The sequence below is a fragment of the Bdellovibrionales bacterium genome, from assembly GCA_019750295.1.
Lineage (GTDB): Bacteria > Bdellovibrionota > Bdellovibrionia > Bdellovibrionales > JAGQZY01 > JAIEOS01.
Map to the genome: position 1 here is coordinate 75745 of JAIEOS010000007.1, position 22809 is coordinate 98553.

The window sequence follows — 22809 nt, forward strand, 5'->3', positions numbered from 1 at the left end:
CCACTCAGTTCGTTTTTCTAAATTTTACTTTTTATCGCTGAATAGTTTGTTAGTTTGGGGGCATGAATAAGTGTGGAATTTTGATTTTTTTCCTTTTAGGGGCTTGCACGCATGCCGCGAAGGATTTCTCAACGTCGCTAGAGCGTCGGCAATGCCATCGGGCTCGGGATTTTATTCCTGAGGCTCAGTCCCTAAATCAACTCACGGATTCGGCCTCTTTTTTGGCGAAAAATGCCGCGGCTTTCAGTTATGTCGGGCTCAATTACGGCGCCGAGGCGATGCTCGATGCTTCCGCCATTGTCGGGGGTGACTGTGGCGTTGTGTTCTCCATACCTAGTTGCCGCGGCGATGTCTCACTCGTATCCTCACAGCACGGATACAAACTCCGTATGTTTACCCTGGCCTGATAAAACGCATATACTCAGTCCACCCTTGGGACGGAACGCTTTGAAATCCACTCAAAATTTCCGGTGCCCTAACACTACTAGTTATTCTCGATCTTTGGAACTGGTGGCCGATTGTCACGAAAGCTTTGGGGATAAAGAACACCTTAAGCAGGCACTGGCCACCCTTGATGAAATTCAAAGCGAAAAATATTTTATTTATTGTACGGATGACTCTTACCAGCAACGGCTGATCGAAAAACGCGAGCGTATTCAAAGCAAACTCAGCTCTCTAGCAAATTAGTTTTTTCGAGTTTTCCCGAGGAGGCGCAAGATTTCGAGATACAGCCAGATCAGCGTGACGAGCAATCCAAATGAGGCATACCATTCCATATATTTGGGCGCCTGCGCTTGGGCTCCTTGCTCGATGAAATCAAAATCTAAAACAAGATTGAGAGCAGCGATAATCACGACGACTAGAGAAAAGCCAATGCCAATGGGACCACTCTCGTGGATGTAAGGCATTTGAATTCCAAAGAGATTCAAACCGAGACTTATCAGGTAAACCAACGCGATACCACCCGTCGCCGCAACCACACCCAATTTAAAATTTTCAGTCGCTTTGATCATCCCCGTTTTGTAGGTCATGAGTAAAACGAGAAAGACACTGAACGTTCCTAAAACGGCTTGGATGACGATCCCAGGGTATCGAAATTCAAAAATGGCAGAAATAAAACCCAGAAGCACACCCTCAAGAAGAGCGTAGACCGGTGCGAGAACCGGAGACCATTCTTTTTTAAAGACGAGAACCAGGCCGGTAACGAAGGCTCCGATAAGAGATCCCCAATACCACCAAGGAATACCAGAAAAGCCTTTTCCTTGAAGCGCCTCAAAGCCTACGCCCCAAGACCAAATCGAGGTCGCAAAAACCAGAAGAATTAAAAACAAGCTTTTATAAACGACTCCATCGATGGTCATGGCCTCGGAGCCGCTGCGCGAAAAGTTACGAAACGTGTTTTCCGTCAGTGCCGGGTTGGCCGTTCTCATCATAGCTCCCTATAACGATCTAAAGACCGAAGACTTCACAAAATTATAAATTGGAGACGAGAAGATTCCAAAAATAATCAGCGAAATGGCCATCACGAGTGCAATCGACTGGCTTAAGTACGTGTCGCGAGAGACCGCCGCCGAACCCCCTGACGTCATGTACATGAGCACGATCGGACGCAAGTAGAAATAAACACCAATAGCTGTTGCAAGTACGGTCACCAAAGCTAACCAGTAGAAGCCATGATCAATCGCAGCAGCTAAGAGATAGAACTTACCAAAAAAACCTAAGGTCGGTGGGATCCCAGCAAGGCTCAATAACAATACAGAGAACACAAAGGCCAACTGCGGAGATCGGCCCGCAAGACCTTTGATATCATCGGCAAGTAAAAGTGTATCTTCGCGGCTTTCTAAAACGGAGATCACCGCGAGCGCACCAATATTCATCAATGAGTACGAAAGAAGATAAAACAACATGCTCGTTGTTCCATCGTCATTATTAAATCCATAGGAAGCCGAAATTAATCCCACCATGATGTAACCGGAGTGAGCAATGCTGGAATAGGCCAACATGCGCTTGAGATTCTCTTGGCGAAGCGCCGCTAAGCTACCGCCGATCATCGTCAGTGCGGCCACCCATTGCATCAGATTTGGAACGTTCAATACGCCCGTGCTATCGGCATAGATAAAGAATCGTAAGAATGCCACAAAGCTCGCAAGCTTTACTCCCGTGGACATAAATGTAGTCACAGGGGTGGCGGCTCCCTGATAAACATCAGGAGTCCAACCATGAAACGGAACCAAAGAAACTTTAAACGCAAGGCCCGCAAACATCAGTGCGAATCCCACTAAAAAGAGAGGGCTAAACTTAAAGAGGCCACTCATCTGAGCGCCCACGTCTTGCAGTGATGTGGATCCGGCTGTTCCATAAATAAATGCAATTCCATAAAGGAAGATCGCGGAGCTCACTCCACCCAAAACGAAGTACTTAAAGGACGCTTCTTTAGAAAGAACTTTTTCCTTACTGAGCGCGATTAAGAGATACACGCTAAGGGACATGATTTCGATCCCGATAAAGGTGACGATCAAATCGTTAGCCATTGTCACAAAGACCATTCCAATCGCAGAGCTCATCGTTAAAAAGATATGCTCCGGAAATTGATAGTCACGTGTGGCTTTAGATTCATAAAGCATCATCAATACGAAGCCCGTAATGATATAGATGATGTAAGCCGACCAAATCGAAATTCCATCGACCACCAACGCGCCGGCAAATGCAGGCATAAAGTTAAGTCCAGAAAGCTTCCAGTATCCACTCACTAAAGTGATGTTCAAAGCAGCTGCGGAAATGACACCAACCATTCCCCAAACGAGGGAAACGAATGGTTTGAGTTCTTTTCCGCGAAAAGCTTTAGCGGTGATCGGGGCAATGGCTCCTAAAAACAATGCGGCCAGCGGAGCGATAATTAGTAAGTCTGCGATATTAAATAATTTCATAATCTTCCTCTGCCTTAGTTCTCTTGCAATCCACCATCATGCGCACTTTCACCTTCATCCTCTTGGGGAGGCGTGGTGACTTCGGCGGGAGGTGTTTGATCTTTGGTAGTAGCGCCATCGTAAACACTCAACTGGTAATTACTTTTATTTTCAATCAAGTAATCCACCGACGGGTTGGTCCAATCCAAGAAAAACTTAGGATAAATTCCCATCCATAAGATGAGAACCACAATGGGAGCCAGTGTGAGTTTTTCTCGAAGATCTAAGTCATAAAAATGATCTCGATGCTCGCGAACCAACTCGCCCTCGCCACCAAAAAAGACCTTCTTCACCATCCACAACATATATGCTGCGCCGAGAACAACTCCCAGAACGGCAATGCTGCCATAGATTTTATTGGCCGCGAAGGTCCCCAAGAGAATGAGAAACTCACCCACAAAACCGTTGGTCATAGGAACGGCGATACTTGAGAACGTGATGATCATAAAGAAAATGGTGTAAATAGGAACCACGGCCGCGATACCGCCATACTTAGCGATCTCACGAGAGTGAGTGCGCTCGTAGATCATGCCCACCATGAGGAAGAGCCCCCCGGTGCTTACCCCGTGCGCCAACATCTGAAACACACCGCCGGAGAGCGCGTAAGAGTTAAAAGCAAAAAGCCCCAGCATCACATAACCCATGTGGGACACTGACGAGTAGGCCACAAGTTTTTTCACGTCCACTTGAACCATGGCCACTAAGGCTCCATAGATGATTCCGATCACTCCTAGAACTAGAAAGATCCAACCTAATGAGGCCACAGCTTCCGGAAACATCGGCAGAACAAAGCGAACAAAACCGTAAGTTCCCATCTTTAACATCACACCGGCAAGGATGACTGAACCTGCCGTCGGCGCCTGAACGTGAGCATCGGGCAACCACGTGTGAACTGGAAATACCGGAACTTTAATCGCGAAGGCGAGCGAAAAAGCCATAAACAAAAGCGTTTGCGGTGAGGTCAGCTTGCCATCAACAAATAAAATTTTAAGCTGATAAAAATCAAGAACGCTACCACTGTAATACCCTAGTTGAGCTTTGGTCTGCGAAACCAGATAGACAATGCCTGCAAGCATTAATACAGAGCCCACCATAGTATAGATAAAGAATTTATAAGTGGCGTAGATTCTGTTTTCGCCCCCCCAAATACCGACCATAAAGTACATCGGAATCAGCGACAATTCGAAGAAGAGGTAAAATAAAACCGTATCCAGCGCGACAAACGATCCAACAACCGCCGCTTGCAAAACAAAGAGAGCGATATGGAAGCCCTTCACTCGCGTGTCGATGGATTTCCAACTGGCCCCGATACAGATGGGAGTGAGGATGGTGGTCAATATCACAAGCCAGACCGAAATGCCGTCCACTCCCACAAAGTATCTAATCCCGTAATCAGGAATCCAACTGTAACTTTCGACCAACTGAAGGTCGGCGATGCCTTTTTTCATTAAGAAAATCGTTGTGCAGCTCAGAAGGAACAAAACGATTCCGCTGATCAAAGAGAACCAACGGATGACATTGTCTTTCTTTAGAAAGAGCAACACCATCGCCGCAACCAGGGGTAATCCAATTAAACTTGATAAAAGCATCTCAACCTCAAATCATTAAAAAGACCATTGCGATGACAACACCAATAAGTACGGCGAAGGCATAGGTCTGTAGCTGTCCAGTTTGCATCGAACGAACAGCATCACCGCTGCTCTTGATCATGTCTGTTGTCTTATAAGTGGCACGATCAATGAAATTCACATCCACCCAAATCCATAGCTTTTTAGAAAGCACGATCAAGGGAGACAAAAGAATTTTTTGGTAGATCTCATCGACCCAATATTTGTTGTAAACCATTCTGTAAATGGGGCCGAGAGACTTCGCCATCTTATCGGCCGCCGACGGCTTCTTCGCGTAAATGACAAAGGCCAGAGTCGCTGAGACCAAAGCCAGCACCACCGAAATTCCCATGAGGGTTAATTCTAAAGTAGGATCTGCGTGACCCAAATTAGGAATAGGGCGAATCACCGGGGCTAACCAGTGCTCTAACCAATTTCCAGGATGGCCCGGAAGAATTTCGCCGAGCACATGAGGAACTCCTAGCCATCCCGCAAAGACGGAAAGGATCGCGAGAATCGCAAGTGGGATCCACATCGTCGCTGGAGATTCGTGAGGATGAGTTCCTTTAGGGACACGCGATTTTCCCCAAAACGTAAGGGCCATCAATCGAGTCATATAAAACGCCGTCACCATTGCCGTAACAACTCCTACGGCCCACAACCAAGGCGCTCCGCGTGGACTGTGGTAAGACATCCAAAGAATCTCATCTTTACTAAAAAATCCCGAGAAGAATGGAGCTCCGATAATCGCGAGCCACCCGCAAACAAAAGTCCAATGCGTGATCGGTAAATACTTACGCAGACCACCCATTTTGCGGATGTCTTGCTCCTCGTGCATGGCATGGATCACGCTTCCAGATCCTAAAAACATCAAGGCTTTAAAAAAAGCGTGGGTCATGAGGTGGAAGAAGCCGGCGGTGAACGCACCTACACCCACAGCAAGAAACATGTAACCCAACTGGGAGACTGTGGAGTACGCCAAAACTTTTTTAATATCATTTTGAGTGATACCGATCGTTGCCGCAAAGAACGCCGTCAACGCCCCGATCACGGCGACCACTTCCATCGCGTTTGGCGCCAGTAAAAAGAGAGGATTTAAACGAATGATCATGTAAACCCCAGCGGTCACCATCGTCGCCGCGTGGATCAACGCCGAAACAGGAGTGGGACCGGCCATCGCATCGGGAAGCCATACATAAAGAGGAATCTGCGCACTCTTACCCATCGCTCCGACAAATAAAAAGAGAGCCGCCAAAGTGAGTGGGCCCGTCCAAAGAGTTTCCGTCTCTGCAGGTAGGCCAGCAATAATTTGAGAAAACTCGAGGGAGCCGAAAGCGAGGAACAAGGTAAAAATCCCTAATAGAAATCCCGCATCCCCAATACGATTGGTCAGAAACGCCTTCATTCCCGCGGCCGCTTTCTCCGCATCCTTAAACCAAAAGCCAATGAGGAGATACGAACAAAGACCAACGCCTTCCCAACCTACAAACATCAAAATCAAGTTACTTCCGAGAACCAGGAGTAACATATTGAAAATAAAGAAGTTGAGATAGGCGAAGTATTTGGCGGGGCGCTCATCATGGGACATATACCCCACACTAAAGAGGTGGATCAGAGATCCCACACCGGTAATGATCAGCACCATGAGGCTCGAAAGAGAATCGAAAACAAAAGCCACCGGCAAACGAAGACCGCCCACGGAGAGCCAATCAAAATATTCGATGCGAAGCGAACGTTGCTCGGCCGGCAGCCCCAAAAGCTGCATGAATAAAGTGACCGCGCATGCAAAAGAAATCAAAACCGCAGTGGTTGCGATGGATCCCGCAAGTACACCTTTCTGGGAGCTGTAACGAGTGCCATTGATTAAAAAACCGATGGCTGGTGAAAGAAGGAGTATTGCTAAAATGATATGTTCTGTTGTCATGTGTCCTACCCGCGCAGATGCTCAAAAAAGCTGATGTTAAGTTCTTTAAATTTTTTGTAGAGCGTGACTGCGATCGCTAAACCCACCGCAGCTTCTGCCGCAGCAATGGCCATCACAAAAAGCACCATAATCGAGCCATCAATATTCTGGTTATAATAACCAAACGCCACGAAGGTGAGGTTCACGGCATTGAGCATAAGTTCAATCGACATCAACATGACAATCATATTTCGACGAATAAGTACGCCAACAAATCCCAATGCGAACAGGATTGCGGAGACAATCAGGTAGTGAGCGACTCCGATTTGAGTCAGATTATCTATCATGGGTTCCACCTTTCACACGCGAAAGCGCCACTACGCCAATCGGAATCACCAACAGCATAAAGCCCAAAAGCTCGAATGCGAGCATGTATTTTGTGAATAAAACTTTCGACATCATTTGTACGGTAAATGTTTTGATCGTCGTCAATGCTGGTGTCATCGTCGTAGACTTGGTCACGAGGGCGGCGATCATGCCTGTAGCCACTCCCACAAAAAGACCTTTCATAAACAGCGAAAGAGTGTTCCCGGTAAACTTTTCTTCCTCTCGGTTGACGTCGATCAGCATGAGCACCATCACAAAGAGGACCATCACCGCTCCGGCATACACCAGAATCTGAACCGCGGCCGCAAAAGGAGCGTGCAGGAGAAAAAATAGACCTGCAACCCCCACCATTGTCATCACAAGGTAGAGTGCGCTTTGCAAAGGGTTACTCGCCATGACCACGCCCACGGCCGTGATGATAGAAATGAGAGAGAGAAAATAAAATAAGTAAACTTCCATCTATGCCCCCAGCAAAATAAAGATTGAGGTAATAACCACGTTAGCTAATGCCCACGGCAACATCGTTTTCCAGCCCAGATCCATAAGGTGATCGTAACGGAAACGCGGAAGTGTCCAGCGCACCCAAATAAAGACCCAAAGGAAGAATAAAACTTTCACGAGGAAGACCACGTGAGAGGCGAGGCCCGCGAGCACTTCGCCCAAGTTGGGGGAGGTCACAAAACCTTTAATGGCTGAAGTCATCGCCTCGGATAACCCTAGCGGAAGCTCATAGCCTCCGAAATAGAAAATCGTCATAAGAGCCGAGGCCACCATCATGTGCCCATACTCTCCGATGTAGAAAAGGAGCATCTTAAGACCGCCGTATTCCGTGTGGTAGCCGGCCACAAGTTCGCCCTCAGCCTCGGGAAGATCGAAGGGAGTTCTATTAGTTTCCGCAAAGGTCGATGTGGCAAAAAGAATAAAGCCTAGGGGCTGATAAAAAATCCCCCAGTTCGGGAGGAAGGGAATAAGGACTTCTTTTCCGAACAAGCTAAAGTGGAGCGGACCTTTTTGCAGTTGCACCATCTGCGCAAAATCAAAAGTTTGAAACAGCATTAAAATTCCGACCAGAGAAAGCCCCATGGCTAATTCGTAACTGATCATCTGCGCACTGGCGCGAAGAGCTCCAAAAAGCGAGTATTTATTGTGAGAGCCCCAACCCGCAAGAAGAAGCGCATAGGCTCCGAGAGAAGAGATGGCGAGGACAAACACCACGCCCACGAATCCCATATCAAAACTTTGCATTTTAAATTCGTAAGGACCCCAAGTGCTTCCAAACATTTCGAACGGAATAATGTTGATGGGTTGACCAATAGGAAGCGCACCGAAAGCAATGGCCCCAGGAACTAGAGCCAGGACCGGAGCGGCGTAATATAAAAACGCATGGGTTTTAGGGGGAACAAATTCTTCCTTAAATAAAAACTTAACCGCGTCTGCAAGGAGTTGAGTTAGACCCAAAGGACCGACCCGATTCGGGCCAAAACGGTTTTGAATAAATGCGGAACCGCGACGTTCCACCCAAACCAAAATCGGCACGAGTTGTACCATCAGAAGGAAGATGACGAACATCTTAAGGAGATTTACTGTGATTTCAAATTTATCAACACCCATGCTTATTCCCAATCCAATGCTTTCGATTTAATTTCCCAGATAAGACCAAATACAAATAAACCAATAAAGACCATAGCCACCCAAAACATGTAAGCGCCATGACCTGCGGCTACAAATTCGCGATATGATAAAGCCCACGGATATAAAAATAAAATTTCCACATCAAACATAATGAACAAAATCGCAGTCAGGTAAAAGCGAATGGACACGTTCGATTGGGTGGCTTCTTGCCCAGGAAGACCGCACTCGTAAGTGGAGTACTTTGCTTTCGTGTATTTCTTCTGGGGGCCAAGGAGAGATGCTACATACACAAGAAGTGCGCCGAATGTGGCCACAATCAGTGTGAGAACAATCACGGGAAGAATCATGGTGAACCTCGTAAATGAAAACTAATTTGTATCCGAATTATATACAAAGAACCCTAGGAAATTCCAACACAAGCATACGCGTCGCGGAGCGGTAAATGGTCTGAATTTTTGGGGTAAAAAATCACGCTTCCTTTTGCCATCGGAGTGTGAGAGTGATGTCGGGATGTCTTTCCTGCTCAGCTACGACAATGCTCTCGCGCACAAGATAAAAACTCTGACGAGCGAAAAGCTTCTGGTGACTGCTGCCGACCCGTTAATGACATCGGCTTTCATCTTGGCGACATCATTAGCCTCCAACAATGGGCGTCCACGGTTAGTCATTACGAAAGATGCGGCCTCCGCCGAGCGCTTTCGCTCACTTTACTTAGAATTTGTCCAATTGCGCTCCGGTCCGACATCGACCGCGAAAGATCGAGCCCGACATGTGCATATGCTGCCGGCTCACGACATTTCACCGTACTCGGGTTTGTATTCCAATCGTCAGCTAGCGTTAGCGCGCTTGGGATGGCTCTACCATGCCTGCTTTCCCACCCCCGAGGATATTTTTATCGCACCTCTTAAGGCTTTGGCGCAAAAGTCGTTGCCCCAAGATATCTTTGTGGATCACATCCACCAGTTTGCCAAACAACAGGATCTTCCCACAGAGTTACCCACATTTTTAAATCAATTGGGATACTCGGCCACACCTCTTGTTGAAGACGCCGGCACTTACACAATACGTGGTGGAATTGTCGATATCTATTCGCCGGCCGAACCAGCTCCGCTCCGCATAGAACTCTTCGGCGATCAGATCGAGTCTTTGCGCTACTTTGATCCGACCACCCAACGCTCTCTCGGAGAGGCGCAAAACATTTCTATAGTTCCGGCCCACGAAGTTCTATTTGATGACGAAGCCATTTTGCGAGCTTGTCAAAATCTTGATCGAAGACGAGAGGGTGAAGCGGACATCACTGCCCTGCAATCTCAGATCCGCAATCAAATTGCATTTGATGGGTTAGAATTTCTTTTGCCGTACTTCTATCCCAAACTTTCTCAACCCCTCGATTACTTTAGTACGGCCCCCATCTGTTGGTGGCCCGAGGGCGTAGAATCAGAAAGCGTGTTTTCGGCAGATGTGAGTCTGCTCCAAGAAGAGTATGGAAATCATAAAACCCATTTGCCAGAGCCTTTTGAGCTTTATCAAAACTTACAAGAGCTGACTCATCAGATTGGAAAGGGCCGCGTCGAGGTCGAAAGTTTGGAAATTATCGACTCTTCGTCGCCCGATATTTTTTCCGTGTCGAGCCGAATTCTCATGCCTCTGAAGGCCACAACGTTTTCGGAGCGAACCGCAGCTTTAATTAAAAAATCCAAAGAGTGGCGGGGACTTCGTCAACGCGTTTTAATTTACGGCGCCACGGAAACCCAGTACCAACGTTTGCAGCCCGCATTCCTCCTTGAAGGTCTAAAACTGCGCTTTATTGATGATGCGACCGTGCCTTTTATCGACGAACAAGAGAATGACAAATCTATTGTTCATTTTATTCGAGGTCATATCGATTCGAGCATTACGTATGCCAGCGAAAATCTGGTGATCATCGGCCTCGAGCATTATCTTAAGAAAGCAGAAAAGAAAACCACCCAGATCGAATCGGAACTGAGCAAGGCGCAGGCTTTAAGTTTTTCTGAACTTCGCGACGGTGATCCTGTCGTCCACACTCAGCATGGCGTTGCGATTTACATGGGTCTCAAGGTGATGAATCTCACCGGCGTGGATGCCGAATTTCTGGAACTTAAATTTAAAGATAACGACAAACTTTTTCTACCCATCTATCGACTGAACCAAGTGCATAAATACACCGGAGCCGGCGCCCACGTCATGTTGGATAAGCTCGGAGGCAAAGGATGGGAAAAAGCAAAAGCTAAAGTTCAAACACGCTTGCGCGAGATCGCGACGGAGTTGGTGGCCCTTTACGCGCGAAGACAGATGGTTCAACGTCCCGCTTACAATGTGAATGCGCCCGAAGTCCAAAACTTTGAAGATGCTTTTCCTTATGAAGGAACTCCGGATCAATTGCGCGCGATCAACGATATTAAAAAAGATCTTTCGCGAACTAAACCTATGGATCGCTTGGTGTGCGGAGATGTGGGTTTTGGAAAAACCGAAGTCGCTATGCGCGCGGCTTTTATGGCAACGACCCAGGGGAAACAGGTCGCAGTTTTAGCTCCGACCACCATCTTGACGTTTCAGCATTACGAAAGTTTTAAAAAACGTTTTAAAGATTGGCCCATCAAAATCGCCGTGCTCAATCGTTTCGTAAGTACAAAGGAAGCCAATACCACTCTTGCCGAATTAAGAGAGGGTAAAGTCGATATCCTTATCGGCACTCATCGCCTCTTTAGCCAAGACGTTGTCTTTAAAGATCTCGGGTTACTTATTCTCGATGAAGAACAAAAGTTTGGCGTAAAACATAAGGAAAAAGTTAGGATCCTTAAAAACCAAGTGGACACCTTGGCGATGTCGGCAACGCCAATTCCGCGAACTCTCAACATGAGTTTATTAGGGATTCGCGATTTAAGTTTAATTAACACTCCTCCGAATGATCGTTTACCGACGCGCACTTTCGTCTCTAAATTTGATGCGGCCGTGATTAAAAAAGCGGTCATGGCCGAAGTCAAACGCGGGGGCCAGGTTTTCTTTTTACACAACCGAGTTCAAAGCATTTATAATCTGGCAGGCGAATTGCGAGAACTTCTCCCTGGTGTCAGAATTGGCGTGGGCCACGGACAAATGGACGAGCATGAGCTCGAAAAAACCATCGTCTCGTTTTTTCATAAAGAGATCGATATGCTCGTTTGCACCACGATCATCGAATCCGGAATGGACATCCCGAATGCCAATACCATGTTTATCGATCAAGCCCACGCTCTTGGGCTCAGCCAGCTTTATCAACTGCGCGGGCGTGTAGGACGAAGCAAACAAAGAGCTTTTTGTTATTTGCTCATCCCCAGAAGTGGCGGCATCGAAGACATCGCCAAAGAGCGTCTTCGTATCCTTCAGCAAAACACGGCATTAGGAAGTGGAATCCAAATCGCTCAGTATGATCTTGAACTTCGCGGCGCGGGTTCGTTATTGGGGGAAGAACAATCGGGCGCCGTCGATGCCATAGGCTACGAAATGTACATGGCCCTTTTAGAACAAGCGGTTCACGAAGCCCGAGGTGAAAAAATAGATCCAAGTGTGGAACCCGAGATCAATTTAAAAATCAAAGCTCTCATTCCTCACGCCTACATGCCTGATATTCGCCTGCGACTTTCCTATTACAAAGCTCTCTCGGGCATTAAGGCGATTTCCGAACTCGACGGCATTGAGGAAGAATTACGAGATCAGTTTGGACAACCTCCCGAAGAAGTCTACAATTTATTGGGCCTTATGACGATTCGACATGCCTGTAAAGAACTGGGAATTCGCGACGTGTCTTCAGGAGCCTCCGCTATCAGTCTCGCGTTTACGGAGAGCACACCGCTGCCTGCAAATAAAGTCGTCGAGCTGAGTCTTATGCCAAATAAAAAATATGCGCTCACGCCCGACAATCGTCTAAAAATCCGAATGAACGAGATCTCGTGGCAGAACATCTACGAAGAGTTAAATTATCTCCGCAAATTAGCTCCTTTCCCTCAATAGCGACTGCGCTCTCACTTACAGAGCAAAATATGCCTTAGGACTTAGGGCGTATTTCCAATCATTTCCGAGGAGAGTTGTAACCGGCATCGAAGGGGTTTGCTAAAATTAGGAAATGCTGAGATTTAATTTTCTTTGGGTCGCTGTGTTTACCTTTTGTTGTATCCGGCCCGCTCACGGAGAAGTTCCGCTGGATCAAATGAGTGTCCAACAAAAAGTGGGACAACTTTTTGTGTTTGGTTTTAAGGGAGATAAGCTCACTCCAGAATTAAAAAAATCGATCACGTCGCTTAAGCCCGGTGGCTTTATTGTTTTTGGTCGCAATATTAAATCGCTTTCCCAGATCGCGAAACTCAATGCCGATCTCCAGTTGACCAGTCTCTCCCAAAATAATCCCGCTTTGTTTTTGGCCGTGGATCAAGAAGGGGGGGCGGTCACTCGAATAAAAACTTCACCTCCACTTCCCAGTGCTTACACCATTGGCGGCACCAATGAGCCGACTCTGGCTTATCAGGCCGGAAAAGTGACCGGCGAAATGCTCGGAGTTCTTGGTTTTAATATGAACCTCGCTCCGGTGTTAGACATGACCGACGATAAATTAGATTCTTTTATCTCGGCTCGGAGTTTTTCAGCATCTCCCTCTCAAATTAGCTCTATGGGTTTAGCTTTTGCGCAGGGACTGGCGGAGTCTAAAATTCTCCCCGTTGCGAAACATTTCCCCGGCCATGGGCCCATAGCTTTAGATACTCATCAGGTGACTCCCTCTCGCTCAATGAGCTTAGGGAGTTTAATGAACAGCGAATTAATTCCATTTACAGATTTTGCGGCCTCCTCGATGCCCTCGGGAGTCATGGTGGCGCATATTGTATTCCCGGATATCGATCCCTCAAATAGCCCCGCTACTTATTCGAAAAAATTGGTCAACGACATCTTACTCGATCAATTAAAGTTTAAGGGCCTTGTAATGACAGATGACATCGAAATGCAAGGGGCCGCCGCGCTTCAACGGATCGAAGATCGCGCGGTTGCGGCGTTCCTCACCGGCAATGATTTAATTATGGTGGGTTGGACGCCTTCAATGCAAAAACGTGCCGTTCAAGGGGTTCTCGCGGCCGTAAAGTCAGGGAAGATTTCTCGCGCCCGACTTGATCACAGTGTTAAAAAAATTCTCGCGGTCAAAGAAAAGCTGGTTCCTCCACCGGTTCGCAAAGTAGCCCAGGCCAAATTAGAGACGAACACCACTTTGCTCTCTAAAACCATTGCGAACCGGTTTAAAAAAATACAGTACAGTTCTGTTTTTAATTCGATTATCGCCCGATACTTTAAAAGTCTTTCTGACGCTAAGTCCGTCGCGGAAACGGTCGATCACATCGTTGTGATAAGCCCGGTATCATCCTTCCACTCGAGCTTTAATAAGGTCGAAAAAACTCAAAAAGTAGTGAACAAGTCTGAACTCACGGCGACAACGCCGCTCTCCTCCCAAACGTTGCTGGTCTATCACGTGACTTCCCCTCAAACTTTCGAAGGCTTGAGAAAAATTCCAGGAGAGATGCAGAAAAAAACGATCGTCGTTTCATCCCACCCTAAATTGCGTGTTCAAGACACTTCAAGCTTTTTAGGCGTCGTGGAAACGTACTCTCATAGTCCCATGCTGGGAAAATTTACCGCTGAAGCTATTAATAAAATCTTGATTGCGAACCGCAATGCAGAGTTTAGACGCGAGTGATTTTAATGTCTCCGAGAACCGGAACTTTAACTTTAAAGTAGCTGATTCCCTGACCATCAACGCCGACATACAATGTTTGATTTTTACTGGGACGCTCAAGAATATATTCTGAGTCTTTTTGAGTAATTTTAAGAGTGAGGCTTTTTTCGCCCCCCCAAAATATCCGCGCGGTGTCCCCTTGCCAACGTCCTTCATCGATCGCCAAAAATAAACTGATCGGGTCAATCGTATCCGCGGTGACTGGCGTATTGTTCTCCTGAGGTTGGGCCGACTCCGGCGAGGTGTGCATTGGAGCGTGGACTAACCATTGATCTTTTTCGCGTGAATATTCCGTGGCGAAAAAGGCAGACTGCTTCAGTATCGGTAACTTGATTTGAGCCTCGCAACGGCCGCTCACGATTCCATCTTTTTCTTTAAAATCGAATTCGAACGACGATGTCTGAAACATCATCGTATATTTAAATTTAATTTTTTTTGAAACAGACATTCTTAGTGTGATTTAGTCGCGTTGATACGAGCTTCGGCCTGTTCAAACTTAAGACGTTCTACTTCGAAGCCATCATAAGTCACTTTTCCTAAAGCCTCAAGGGCGTCAGCACGGTCTTTTTGTGCGGCGACAAGATTGATATCTTGGGAGAGCTCAGCGGTTTCGGCCATGACCGTAACGCCAGTGGGGGAAACCTGACAGTATCCCCAGCTAATGGCCACGCTTTCGAGTTTGTCTGAATCTTTAAGATGATACTTAAGAACTCCAGCCGTCAACGTTGTCACTAGTGGTGCGTGCCCAGGGAGAATTTGCAACTCGCCACGATAGGCGGGAACAAAAACGTCTTTAACTTCCGCGCCTTCAAGCAATTTTTTCTGAGGTGTTACCAGTTTTAACGTAAACATCTTTAATTCCTATTAAGCTTTCATTTTTTTAGCAGCTTCGAGAACGTCTTCGATAGTTCCAACGAGATAGAAAGCTTGTTCTGGAACATCATCATGTTTCCCGTCGAGAATTTCGCGGAAACCACGAACGGTGTCTTTGATGTCCACATAACGGCCTTTTAATCCTGTGAACTGTTCGGCCACGTTGAACGGTTGGCTCAAAAACTTCTGCACCCGACGAGCGCGAGCAACGACGAGTTTATCGTCTTCGCTCAATTCATCCATACCCAAGATCGCGATAATGTCTTGAAGTTCTTTGTACCGCTGAAGAAGAGCCTGAACATCACGAGCTGTTTTGTAGTGCTCTTCGCCCACGACTTCTGGAGTTAAAATACGAGATGTGGAGTTCATCGGGTGAACCGCTGGGTAAATCCCTTGAGCTGCAATATCACGATCCAAGTTGGTCGTCGCATCCAAGTGAGTAAATGTCGTTGCCGGAGCTGGATCTGTGTAATCATCCGCAGGAACGTAAACCGCTTGGACTGAAGTGACCGAACCTTTTTTAGTCGAAGTAATACGTTCTTGAAGAGCACCCATGTCCGTACCTAGGGTCGGCTGATATCCCACCGCCGAAGGAATACGACCCAAAAGAGCCGACAACTCTGCACCCGCTTGAGTGAATCGGAAAATGTTATCGATAAAGAAAAGAACGTCCTGACCTTCGCGATCACGGAAGTATTCGGCGATCGTTAAGCCCGTCAACGCCACACGAGCACGAGCTCCAGGAGGCTCGTTCATCTGTCCATAGACCAGAGCTGTTTTACTGATAACGCCAGATTCTTTCATCTCGATCCAAAGATCTGTTCCTTCACGAGTTCTTTCTCCAACGCCCGCAAACACCGAGTATCCCCCGTGCTCCGTAGCGATGTTGTGAATTAATTCTTGAATCAAAACGGTTTTACCAACACCGGCACCACCGAAGAGACCAATTTTTCCACCCTTAGCGTAAGGAGCTAAAAGATCCACAACCTTAATTCCAGTCATGAGCATCTCTGCAGAGGTGGACTGATCTTCGAACTTAGGAGCATCACGGTGAATTCCCCAACGTTCTTTTGATTTGACCGGAGCGCCGCCATCAACAGGCTCACCAATCACGTTGATAATACGTCCGAGAACTTCTTCTCCCACCGGAGTTGTAATCATGTCGCCGGTTTCAGAAACTTTTTGACCGCGAACTAAACCATCTGTGGAGTCCATCGCGATTGTTCTTACGATTCCATCTCCCAAATGCTGAGCCACTTCGAGAGTGAGGTTGTTGGCGCGATCGTCGATCGATTTGTTGGTGGTTGTGAGGGCAGAAAGAATTGGAGGAAGTTTGCTTCCTTTAAACTCCACATCCACAACGGGACCCATTACCTGCTTTACGCTACCTGTATCCTGCGTCATATTTACTCCTATTGGCTCTTAAGCGATTCGGCACCAGTTGTGATCTCGATCAATTCACTCGTGATCGATGCCTGTCTCAATTTGTTATAATTTAAAGTTAAAATTTTAATCTGTTCGCCGGCGTTTTTCGTGGCGTTTTCCATGGCGGTCATTCGAGCCCCATGTTCCGAAGCTACGCTCTCGGACATTGTCTTATAGATCTGCACGGTAAAGTACTTTTCGAGGAGCTGGCCGATGATCACTTCGGGAGCGGGCTCGATGATGATATCTTTCGTAGTGACCTGACCGTCGGGAATATTTAAAATTCGACGAGCATCAGCCGGATCCATCGGAAGAAGTTTTTCGCAACGAACTTCCTGAGCAATCGCCGATTTGAATTCGTTATAAATCACACGAACTTCGTCGTACTCACCACTTGAATAAAGTTCTAATATTTTATTCGCCACTTCGGTCGCTTTTCCGTAGGAAATTTCTCGAGCGAGGTCGGTGACCATGTCGCGAGGCTTGATCCCGCGGCGAAGAAAGAAGTCTCGGGACTTGCGTCCCACAAAAACAAAATCAATTTTTTGATAGTTGCTCTGGTTTTCGGCGACGTACTTCGCTGTAAACTTATTGATGGTCGAGTTGAAGGAGCCGCAAAGACCACGATCGCTCGAAATCACCACGAGCAATACGTTATTGATCTTCTCTCTCTTTTTAATCAAAGGATGATCCACCCGTTGCGATTGAACTAAGTCCAGCGTCAACTGCATCAACCCTTTGGCATAAGGACGAAGGTTCACAGCGTTCGCCTGAGCTCGCTTGAGCTTGGACGCAGATACTAGCTTAAGGGCGCTAGTGATCTGTCGCATGTTCTTCGTACTTTGAATTCTGTTACGTATGTCTTTTAAACTTGGCATTACTTACCTGGGTCAAAAATAGACTTAAACTCTTTTAATGCATCTTCTAACTTCTTCATCGCATCGTCGGAGACTTTATTCTCGCGCTTGATTTCGTCCACCAATGTGGAGTGCTTTTGCTTCATGAAGGTGATCATTTCGGCTTCGTAACGACGAACATCTTTAACCGCGTAACCGTCGAGGTATCCGTTAGAAGCGGCGTAAATCGAAATCACTTGCTCGTAAACTTCAAGCGGAGCGTATTGGCTCTGTTTTAAAAGTTCAACAAGACGCTCACCACGAGCCAGCTGAGCTTTAGACGTCGGATCAAGATCAGAGGCGAATGCAGCAAAAGCCTCAAGTTCGCGATACTGAGCGAGAGCGAGCTTCAATTTACCCGCAACTTGCTTCATGGCTTTCGTTTGAGCGGCACCGCCCACACGAGACACTGATTTACCCACAGAAATCGCTGGGCGAATCCCTTTGAAGAACAAATCACCTTCGAGGAAGATCTGACCATCCGTGATCGAAATCACGTTTGTTGGAATGTAGGCAGAAATATCTCCACCTTGTGTTTCGATGATCGGGAGAGCTGTAAGAGATCCGCCACCATCTTCTTTAGACATTTTCGCTGCACGCTCAAGTAAACGAGAGTGAACGTAGAAAACATCCCCTGGGAAAGCTTCGCGACCTGGAGGGCGACGAAGAAGAAGTGACAACTGACGATAAGCCTGAGCTTGTTTCGTTAAATCATCATAAACGATAAGAGCATGTTGACCGTTGTCGCGGTAGTACTCGGCCATTGTTGTTCCCGCGTAAGGCGCGAGATACTGAAGCGGAGCGGGAGCACTCGCGCCCGCCGCGATGACAGTCGTGTACTCAAGAGCGCCCGTCGCGCGAAGTTTTTCAACAACAAGAGCAATCGTGGATTGCTTCTGACCAATGGCCACGTAGAAACATTTAACGTTTTTGCCTTTTTGGTTAATGATTGTATCAAGAGCGATCGCCGTTTTTCCGGTTTGACGATCTCCGATGATCAATTCACGCTGACCGCGACCAATGGGAATCATAGAGTCGATGGCTTTGACACCTGTCTGCATGGGCTCGTGAACGGGTTGTCTTTTGACAATCCCTGGAGCTTTCACATCCACAGTGCGGTTTTCAGTGGCTTTGATTGGACCTTTGCCATCAATAGGGTTTCCGAGAACGTCCACAACGCGGCCTAAAAGAGCATCACCGACAGGAACCTGAACGATTTTTTTCGTTCTTTTAACGATGTCGCCTTCTTTAATAGTTCTGTCTTCACCGAAAATAACGATACCGACAGAGTCTTTTTCTAAGTTAAGGACCATGCCCGTGATATCCCCGGGGAATTCCACAAGCTCACCCGCCATGACGGTTTCAAGTCCATAAACGCGGGCAACACCATCACCCACGGAGAGAACTGTTCCAGCCTCTCTCACTTCGAGTTGGTTGGAGTAGTTTTTAATTTGATCTTTGAGAATTCGACTAATTTCGTCGGCGCGAATTTTAGTTTCCATTTAGTTAGTTCTCCTCTTGAGTGATTCTGTCATTCTTGTAAGTCCAGATTTAATACTATCGGAAATCACATAACTTCCGACTTTGGCTTCGATTCCTCCGACAAGCTCTGTATTTATTTTGTAATCCAGAGAGACCGGGAAGCCCAATTTCTTTTCGATACTTTGTTGAATAGAAGTTTTCTCGGAAGAAGATAATTCTGTGGCAGAAGAGACTTCTCCGCGACGGACACCTTTCCCATTCATCGCACAGGTTTCTTTAAATGCGTTGATGATTTCGGGAACAAGTGCCAGGCGATTATTTTTAGCGAGAATTTTAAGGAAATCGACGATGGATTTATCCAATTTATCGCCGAGAGCTTTAAGCAAAACAGCTTCTTTATCTTGGGCTGACGTGACCGGAGATGCAAAAAACTGCTGAATTTCCTTCTCTTGAAAAATAGGAGCTAAGCCATCAAGCTCTTCCACGAGACGATTGGTTTTGCCCTCGTCTTTACTGAGATCATAAAGTGCTGATGAGTAGGTCGCGACTAACTGGTTCATACGTTAGCCCCCTCAAGTCGGGCATTAAATTGACGATTCACTTTCGCTTTTTCCTCGCCACCAAGGCCACCTAAGTTTTCCTCGGCGGAGACCATAGACATCTCTAAAACCTCTTGGCGAAGATGTTCCATTTGTTTTTGCTCTTCGGCGCGAAGAAGTGTCTCGGAGTCTTTTGCAATATTGTTCGCTTCGATCAGAGCGCGCTCTTTCTCGGTGGACACCCATTGTTGGGCCTCGAGCTCCGCACGCATAATGCTTTGCTCTCTCATGCTTTTGAGTTCAGAAAATCGTCGCTCGAGATCGGCTTTTTGAAATTCCAATTCTTTTTTTCTTTGCTCTGCTTCTCGGGCCTGGCGAAAAAAATCTTCGCTCCGTTGGCGAAAAAGAGAAACCACCTTATTTTTTGCGCCGAAGAAAATGATGGCGGCGAAAATAAAGAAGTTAATCGCCTGATACATAACGACCTTGGGAATCCCCGTGTGTCCATCGCCGTGGCCACCACCGCCATGAGTTTCTGCCCATGCGATGATGCTCACACCGACGATCGAGCACACGATTGCAAATAGAGATGTGCGTTGTCTCATCGTTCTAATAACCTTTGTTTGATCATCTGGCCAATTTCTGGAACTGAATTTTTTAACTGAGCGCGAGCCGCAGAGACTGCGGCATCAATCGACTTCTTACCCTCAGCTATTTTCTGTTGATGCTGAGCCTGAGCTTCGGAAATCGTTTTATTCACAAGTTCTTGTGATTCTTTTTTACTGTGATCATAAATGGCTTTGATCTGCTCGTTGATCTCTTTGGCTTCGCGAGAATATTCGGCTTCGCGGGAATTGATCGCAATTTGAATTTCGTTATCCACGTCTTTGCTATCAACCGTGCGCCGGCGACGCTCTTGATAGGCCGCAAGATACTTATTGAACACGAAATAATTGAGGAAAATGAACGTAGCAATAAATATAAAAAATTGCGGTACGACAGTTTCGTTAAGACCAAGTGATTTAAGAATATCTACAACAACTTGCATGGTTAGGCTCGAATCGGGGAGTTTATCCCGTATGTATGTATCTATTGATTTATACGGATTGGTGTATTCCCCGGGCCCAAAACGGTCAAGCTTTGGTTGTTCTGCTGTGTCAGGTCGTTAATGGCCGCGAGGTGGTGAGGATTCTCCCTCGAAGTGAACACCCTCTTCTATTTTGAGGTTGGGAGACGAAACCGTTCCCTTAAATTTGGCAGGAGCCAGCATGACAATTCGCTTTTCGGCCACAACATGCCCTGATAACTGGCCCTTGAGCACGACTTCGCCCACATTGATGTTGGCCTCGACCCGCGCCCCTTCGTCTATAATAAGGGTTCCGCCGGAAATGACTTCCCCTTTAAAATAACCGCCAATTTTGAAAGTCCCAGAAAATGTAATTTTTCCCTCAAAACTGGTTTCGGGCTGGAGGATCCCGGTGACGGACTCGTCGGTGATCATTTTTACTGACCCTTCAAACAATCTGAAATCAATGTCAGGTCATCATCGGAATAAAAGTAAATTGTGATTCGACCTTTACCGCCGGAATAATCAATTCGAACTTTTGTTCCCAATGATTTTTGGAGATCCGATTCCATAGTTTCGACCAAGCGCTCGGCGACAGATTTCGGGGCTTCGATGTCGAGCTCTCCGGCGACGGCCTTTTTTAGATTCGCCACTTCTTTTTCCGTAGCACGAACGCTAAGCCCTTTGTCCAGGACCGTTTGAGCAACTTTTCTCTGCATGTCGGACTGGTCGAGGGCGAGAAGAACCTTAGCGTGGCCCACCGAAAGCTTCTGCTCCTTCACCAGATCGCGAACTTCTTTGGTCAAAGTCAAAAGTCTTAGAGAGTTGGAAATGGTCGCGCGCTCTTTTCCAAGTTGAGTGGCCAGCTCTTGATGAGTGTAGGCGTGGTCTTCGATCAACTGGCTATAGGCTTCGGCCTCTTCCACGGGGTTAAGGTCTTCACGCTGAATGTTTTCGATTAACGCCCACTCAAGGACTTTTTTGTTATCAGCTTCCTTAATAATTACAGGTACTTCATGCAGTCCGGCAGCCTGCGCTGCTCTCCAGCGGCGCTCCCCCGCGATGATTTCGTAGCGATTTTCTTCGATTTTTCTCACAGTGATCGGCTGTAAAATACCTTGCTCTTTAATAGAGGCGGCAAGTTCCGCGATCTTTTCTTGGGGGAAATCTTTTCGAGGCTGCTCTTTATTCGGATAAATTTTGTCGACACCGATCGACCAGACTCGGGGGCCCGCAGATGGCGTACTGACTGCGGGAACTGTGGGTTCGAGCACCACGGTCTTTTCTGTTTTTTCGAGGGTCACAGGTGCAAAATCGGGAACTGTATCTTCCAACGCAGATGCGGCTTCGGGAGTATTAATGCTCTCGTTTCCTGTGGCATCATCGCCAAATAAACTTCCGAGTCCGCGTCCTAATCTTTGTTTCTTTTTATCTTTATTCGTCTCAAGCATTGAGATCATCTCCTCTGATGGCTACGGCCGCTTCTGATTCCCGCTGAACTTTCTCGTCGAGTTCCACCGCCAGATCATAATACTTTCGCGCGCCGATGGATTTTTCGTCGTACTCAAAAATAGAAATCCCGTGGCTTGGCGCCTCGCTAAGCCGGACGTTTCGAGGAATAACGGACGAAAAAACTTTATCTTTAAAATGGCTCTGAATTTCGGACACCACCTGATGGCTCAGGTTATTTCGGGTATCAAACATTGTGAGTAAGATGCCTTCGATTTTGAGCTGGGGATTGAGCTTCTTTTTGATGAGTCCGGCCGTATTTAAAAGTTGGCTCAGTCCTTCGAGAGCATAGTATTCGCACTGAAGAGGGACCAAGAAAGTGTCGGCAGAGGTAAGTGCATTAATAGTTAGCAGATTCAAAGATGGTGGGCAGTCGATCAGAACATAAGCGAAGTGATTCTGCAGTGTGGCGAGAGCTTTCTTGAGTTTGAACTCCCTTTCGGCTTCGTCCACAAGTTCAATCTCCGCTCCGACCAAGTCAGAGTTCGCCGGTATAATATAGAGGTTCGATTCTTTTGTCCTATATATAGAGTCAGCAATTTCGGACTCACCAATAAGGACGTGATAGATGTTCTTGTCTTGATACTCATGACGCTTAACGCCAAGTCCGCTGGACGCGTTCCCTTGAGGGTCGAGATCTATAAGAAGAACCTTTTTCCCCAAACTCGCTAAGGCTGATGCGAGATTCACAGATGTTGTCGTTTTTCCTACGCCACCCTTTTGATTTACTATGCAGATCGTTCTCATGTAC

23 protein-coding genes are annotated in these 22809 nt (G+C 46.9%); 4 read left to right on the top strand and 19 right to left on the bottom strand.

All coding sequences use genetic code 11. From position 1 onward, the window contains the following. Positions 1-62 precede the first annotated feature (62 nt). Positions 63-407, top strand: a complete 345-nt coding sequence (locus K2Q26_01455) for a hypothetical protein (GenBank protein MBY0314154.1) — start codon at positions 63-65, stop codon at positions 405-407. 40 nt (positions 408-447) lie between these two features. Next, positions 448-687, top strand: coding sequence for a hypothetical protein (locus K2Q26_01460; GenBank protein ID MBY0314155.1), 240 nt, complete (start codon positions 448-450; stop codon positions 685-687). Here K2Q26_01460 and K2Q26_01465 read toward each other — a convergent pair. Genes K2Q26_01465 through K2Q26_01500 form a run of 8 tightly spaced genes read right to left on the bottom strand, consistent with a single transcriptional unit; the run spans position 684 to position 8842 of the window. Next, entirely contained in the window at positions 684-1433 is a 750-nt protein-coding gene (locus tag K2Q26_01465) for a Bax inhibitor-1/YccA family protein (protein ID MBY0314156.1), read from the bottom strand. The genes K2Q26_01460 and K2Q26_01465 overlap by 4 nt on opposite strands. A 6-nt stretch (positions 1434-1439) precedes the next feature. After that, positions 1440-2927: an NADH-quinone oxidoreductase subunit N gene (locus K2Q26_01470; GenBank protein ID MBY0314157.1), complete on the bottom strand. Its 1488-nt coding sequence runs from the start codon at positions 2925-2927 to the stop codon at positions 1440-1442. A gap of 14 nt (positions 2928-2941) precedes the next feature. Then, complete coding sequence (locus K2Q26_01475) at positions 2942-4555, bottom strand: NADH-quinone oxidoreductase subunit M (protein ID MBY0314158.1); 1614 nt, start codon at positions 4553-4555, stop codon at positions 2942-2944. Positions 4556-4562: 7 nt separating this feature from the next. Beyond that, complete coding sequence (gene nuoL / locus K2Q26_01480) at positions 4563-6497, bottom strand: NADH-quinone oxidoreductase subunit L (GenBank protein MBY0314159.1); 1935 nt, start codon at positions 6495-6497, stop codon at positions 4563-4565. A 5-nt stretch (positions 6498-6502) separates the two neighbouring features. Next, positions 6503-6823, bottom strand: a complete 321-nt coding sequence (gene nuoK, locus K2Q26_01485; protein MBY0314160.1) for an NADH-quinone oxidoreductase subunit NuoK — start codon at positions 6821-6823, stop codon at positions 6503-6505. Further along, on the bottom strand, positions 6813-7322 hold the full coding sequence (locus K2Q26_01490; GenBank protein ID MBY0314161.1) for an NADH-quinone oxidoreductase subunit J: 510 nt from the start codon (positions 7320-7322) through the stop codon (positions 6813-6815). Before K2Q26_01490 ends, nuoK begins: the two co-directional genes overlap by 11 nt. Continuing rightward, complete coding sequence (locus K2Q26_01495) at positions 7323-8480, bottom strand: NADH-quinone oxidoreductase subunit H (protein ID MBY0314162.1); 1158 nt, start codon at positions 8478-8480, stop codon at positions 7323-7325. It lies immediately after the preceding gene. Continuing rightward, the gene (locus tag K2Q26_01500) at positions 8477-8842 is read right to left on the bottom strand and encodes an NADH-quinone oxidoreductase subunit A (protein MBY0314163.1); all 366 of its coding nucleotides are present in this window, start codon (positions 8840-8842) and stop codon (positions 8477-8479) included. The genes K2Q26_01495 and K2Q26_01500 overlap by 4 nt, the downstream gene beginning before the upstream one ends. 163 nt (positions 8843-9005) lie before the next feature. Here K2Q26_01500 and mfd point away from each other — a divergent pair, with 163 nt between their 5' ends. Beyond that, entirely contained in the window at positions 9006-12506 is a 3501-nt protein-coding gene (gene mfd / locus K2Q26_01505; GenBank protein MBY0314164.1) for a transcription-repair coupling factor, read from the top strand. Between the two features lie 142 nt (positions 12507-12648). Further along, positions 12649-14229, top strand: coding sequence for a glycoside hydrolase family 3 protein (locus tag K2Q26_01510; protein ID MBY0314165.1), 1581 nt, complete (start codon positions 12649-12651; stop codon positions 14227-14229). Here K2Q26_01510 and K2Q26_01515 read toward each other — a convergent pair. The 11 genes from K2Q26_01515 to K2Q26_01565 form a co-directional block, all read right to left on the bottom strand. Continuing rightward, positions 14216-14716: a hypothetical protein gene (locus K2Q26_01515; GenBank protein MBY0314166.1), complete on the bottom strand. Its 501-nt coding sequence runs from the start codon at positions 14714-14716 to the stop codon at positions 14216-14218. The genes K2Q26_01510 and K2Q26_01515 overlap by 14 nt on opposite strands. A gap of 2 nt (positions 14717-14718) precedes the next feature. Next, positions 14719-15120: an ATP synthase F1 subunit epsilon gene (gene atpC, locus K2Q26_01520; GenBank protein MBY0314167.1), complete on the bottom strand. Its 402-nt coding sequence runs from the start codon at positions 15118-15120 to the stop codon at positions 14719-14721. A gap of 12 nt (positions 15121-15132) precedes the next feature. Then, a complete protein-coding gene (gene atpD / locus K2Q26_01525; protein MBY0314168.1) occupies positions 15133-16545 on the bottom strand; it encodes a F0F1 ATP synthase subunit beta in 1413 nt (470 codons plus the stop codon). Between the two features lie 8 nt (positions 16546-16553). Continuing rightward, positions 16554-17444, bottom strand: a complete 891-nt coding sequence (gene atpG, locus K2Q26_01530) for an ATP synthase F1 subunit gamma (GenBank protein MBY0314169.1) — start codon at positions 17442-17444, stop codon at positions 16554-16556. Continuing rightward, the gene (gene atpA, locus K2Q26_01535; protein MBY0314170.1) at positions 17444-18964 is read right to left on the bottom strand and encodes a F0F1 ATP synthase subunit alpha; all 1521 of its coding nucleotides are present in this window, start codon (positions 18962-18964) and stop codon (positions 17444-17446) included. The genes atpG and atpA overlap by 1 nt, the downstream gene beginning before the upstream one ends. Beyond that, positions 18965-19504 carry an ATP synthase F1 subunit delta gene (atpH, locus tag K2Q26_01540; protein ID MBY0314171.1) on the bottom strand — a complete coding sequence of 180 codons (540 nt, stop codon included), beginning with the start codon at positions 19502-19504 and terminating at the stop codon, positions 18965-18967. Continuing rightward, complete coding sequence (locus tag K2Q26_01545; GenBank protein ID MBY0314172.1) at positions 19501-20088, bottom strand: hypothetical protein; 588 nt, start codon at positions 20086-20088, stop codon at positions 19501-19503. Before K2Q26_01545 ends, atpH begins: the two co-directional genes overlap by 4 nt. Beyond that, on the bottom strand, positions 20085-20531 hold the full coding sequence (locus K2Q26_01550) for an ATP synthase F0 subunit B (GenBank protein ID MBY0314173.1): 447 nt from the start codon (positions 20529-20531) through the stop codon (positions 20085-20087). The genes K2Q26_01545 and K2Q26_01550 overlap by 4 nt, the downstream gene beginning before the upstream one ends. Before the next feature lie 117 nt (positions 20532-20648). Then, positions 20649-20984 carry a polymer-forming cytoskeletal protein gene (locus K2Q26_01555; protein ID MBY0314174.1) on the bottom strand — a complete coding sequence of 112 codons (336 nt, stop codon included), beginning with the start codon at positions 20982-20984 and terminating at the stop codon, positions 20649-20651. A 2-nt stretch (positions 20985-20986) separates the two neighbouring features. Further along, positions 20987-22000: a ParB/RepB/Spo0J family partition protein gene (locus K2Q26_01560; protein MBY0314175.1), complete on the bottom strand. Its 1014-nt coding sequence runs from the start codon at positions 21998-22000 to the stop codon at positions 20987-20989. Continuing rightward, positions 21993-22805: an AAA family ATPase gene (locus tag K2Q26_01565; protein ID MBY0314176.1), complete on the bottom strand. Its 813-nt coding sequence runs from the start codon at positions 22803-22805 to the stop codon at positions 21993-21995. Before K2Q26_01565 ends, K2Q26_01560 begins: the two co-directional genes overlap by 8 nt. Positions 22806-22809 lie beyond the last annotated feature (4 nt).

Coding starts and splice junctions, on each gene's coding strand:
- K2Q26_01550 (MBY0314173.1), bottom strand. CDS start 20,531: ATGCAAGTTGTTGTAGATATTCTTAAATCACTTGGTCTTAACGAAACT.
- mfd (MBY0314164.1), top strand. CDS start 9,006: ATGTCTTTCCTGCTCAGCTACGACAATGCTCTCGCGCACAAGATAAAA.
- K2Q26_01560 (MBY0314175.1), bottom strand. CDS start 22,000: ATGCTTGAGACGAATAAAGATAAAAAGAAACAAAGATTAGGACGCGGA.
- atpA (MBY0314170.1), bottom strand. CDS start 18,964: ATGGAAACTAAAATTCGCGCCGACGAAATTAGTCGAATTCTCAAAGAT.
- K2Q26_01555 (MBY0314174.1), bottom strand. CDS start 20,984: ATGATCACCGACGAGTCCGTCACCGGGATCCTCCAGCCCGAAACCAGT.
- K2Q26_01565 (MBY0314176.1), bottom strand. CDS start 22,805: ATGAGAACGATCTGCATAGTAAATCAAAAGGGTGGCGTAGGAAAAACG.
- K2Q26_01500 (MBY0314163.1), bottom strand. CDS start 8,842: ATGATTCTTCCCGTGATTGTTCTCACACTGATTGTGGCCACATTCGGC.
- atpD (MBY0314168.1), bottom strand. CDS start 16,545: ATGACGCAGGATACAGGTAGCGTAAAGCAGGTAATGGGTCCCGTTGTG.
- atpC (MBY0314167.1), bottom strand. CDS start 15,120: ATGTTTACGTTAAAACTGGTAACACCTCAGAAAAAATTGCTTGAAGGC.
- K2Q26_01455 (MBY0314154.1), top strand. CDS start 63: ATGAATAAGTGTGGAATTTTGATTTTTTTCCTTTTAGGGGCTTGCACG.
- K2Q26_01545 (MBY0314172.1), bottom strand. CDS start 20,088: ATGAGACAACGCACATCTCTATTTGCAATCGTGTGCTCGATCGTCGGT.
- atpG (MBY0314169.1), bottom strand. CDS start 17,444: ATGCCAAGTTTAAAAGACATACGTAACAGAATTCAAAGTACGAAGAAC.
- nuoL (MBY0314159.1), bottom strand. CDS start 6,497: ATGACAACAGAACATATCATTTTAGCAATACTCCTTCTTTCACCAGCC.
- K2Q26_01470 (MBY0314157.1), bottom strand. CDS start 2,927: ATGAAATTATTTAATATCGCAGACTTACTAATTATCGCTCCGCTGGCC.
- K2Q26_01475 (MBY0314158.1), bottom strand. CDS start 4,555: ATGCTTTTATCAAGTTTAATTGGATTACCCCTGGTTGCGGCGATGGTG.
- K2Q26_01465 (MBY0314156.1), bottom strand. CDS start 1,433: ATGATGAGAACGGCCAACCCGGCACTGACGGAAAACACGTTTCGTAAC.
- K2Q26_01515 (MBY0314166.1), bottom strand. CDS start 14,716: ATGTCTGTTTCAAAAAAAATTAAATTTAAATATACGATGATGTTTCAG.
- atpH (MBY0314171.1), bottom strand. CDS start 19,504: ATGAACCAGTTAGTCGCGACCTACTCATCAGCACTTTATGATCTCAGT.
- nuoK (MBY0314160.1), bottom strand. CDS start 6,823: ATGATAGATAATCTGACTCAAATCGGAGTCGCTCACTACCTGATTGTC.
- K2Q26_01490 (MBY0314161.1), bottom strand. CDS start 7,322: ATGGAAGTTTACTTATTTTATTTTCTCTCTCTCATTTCTATCATCACG.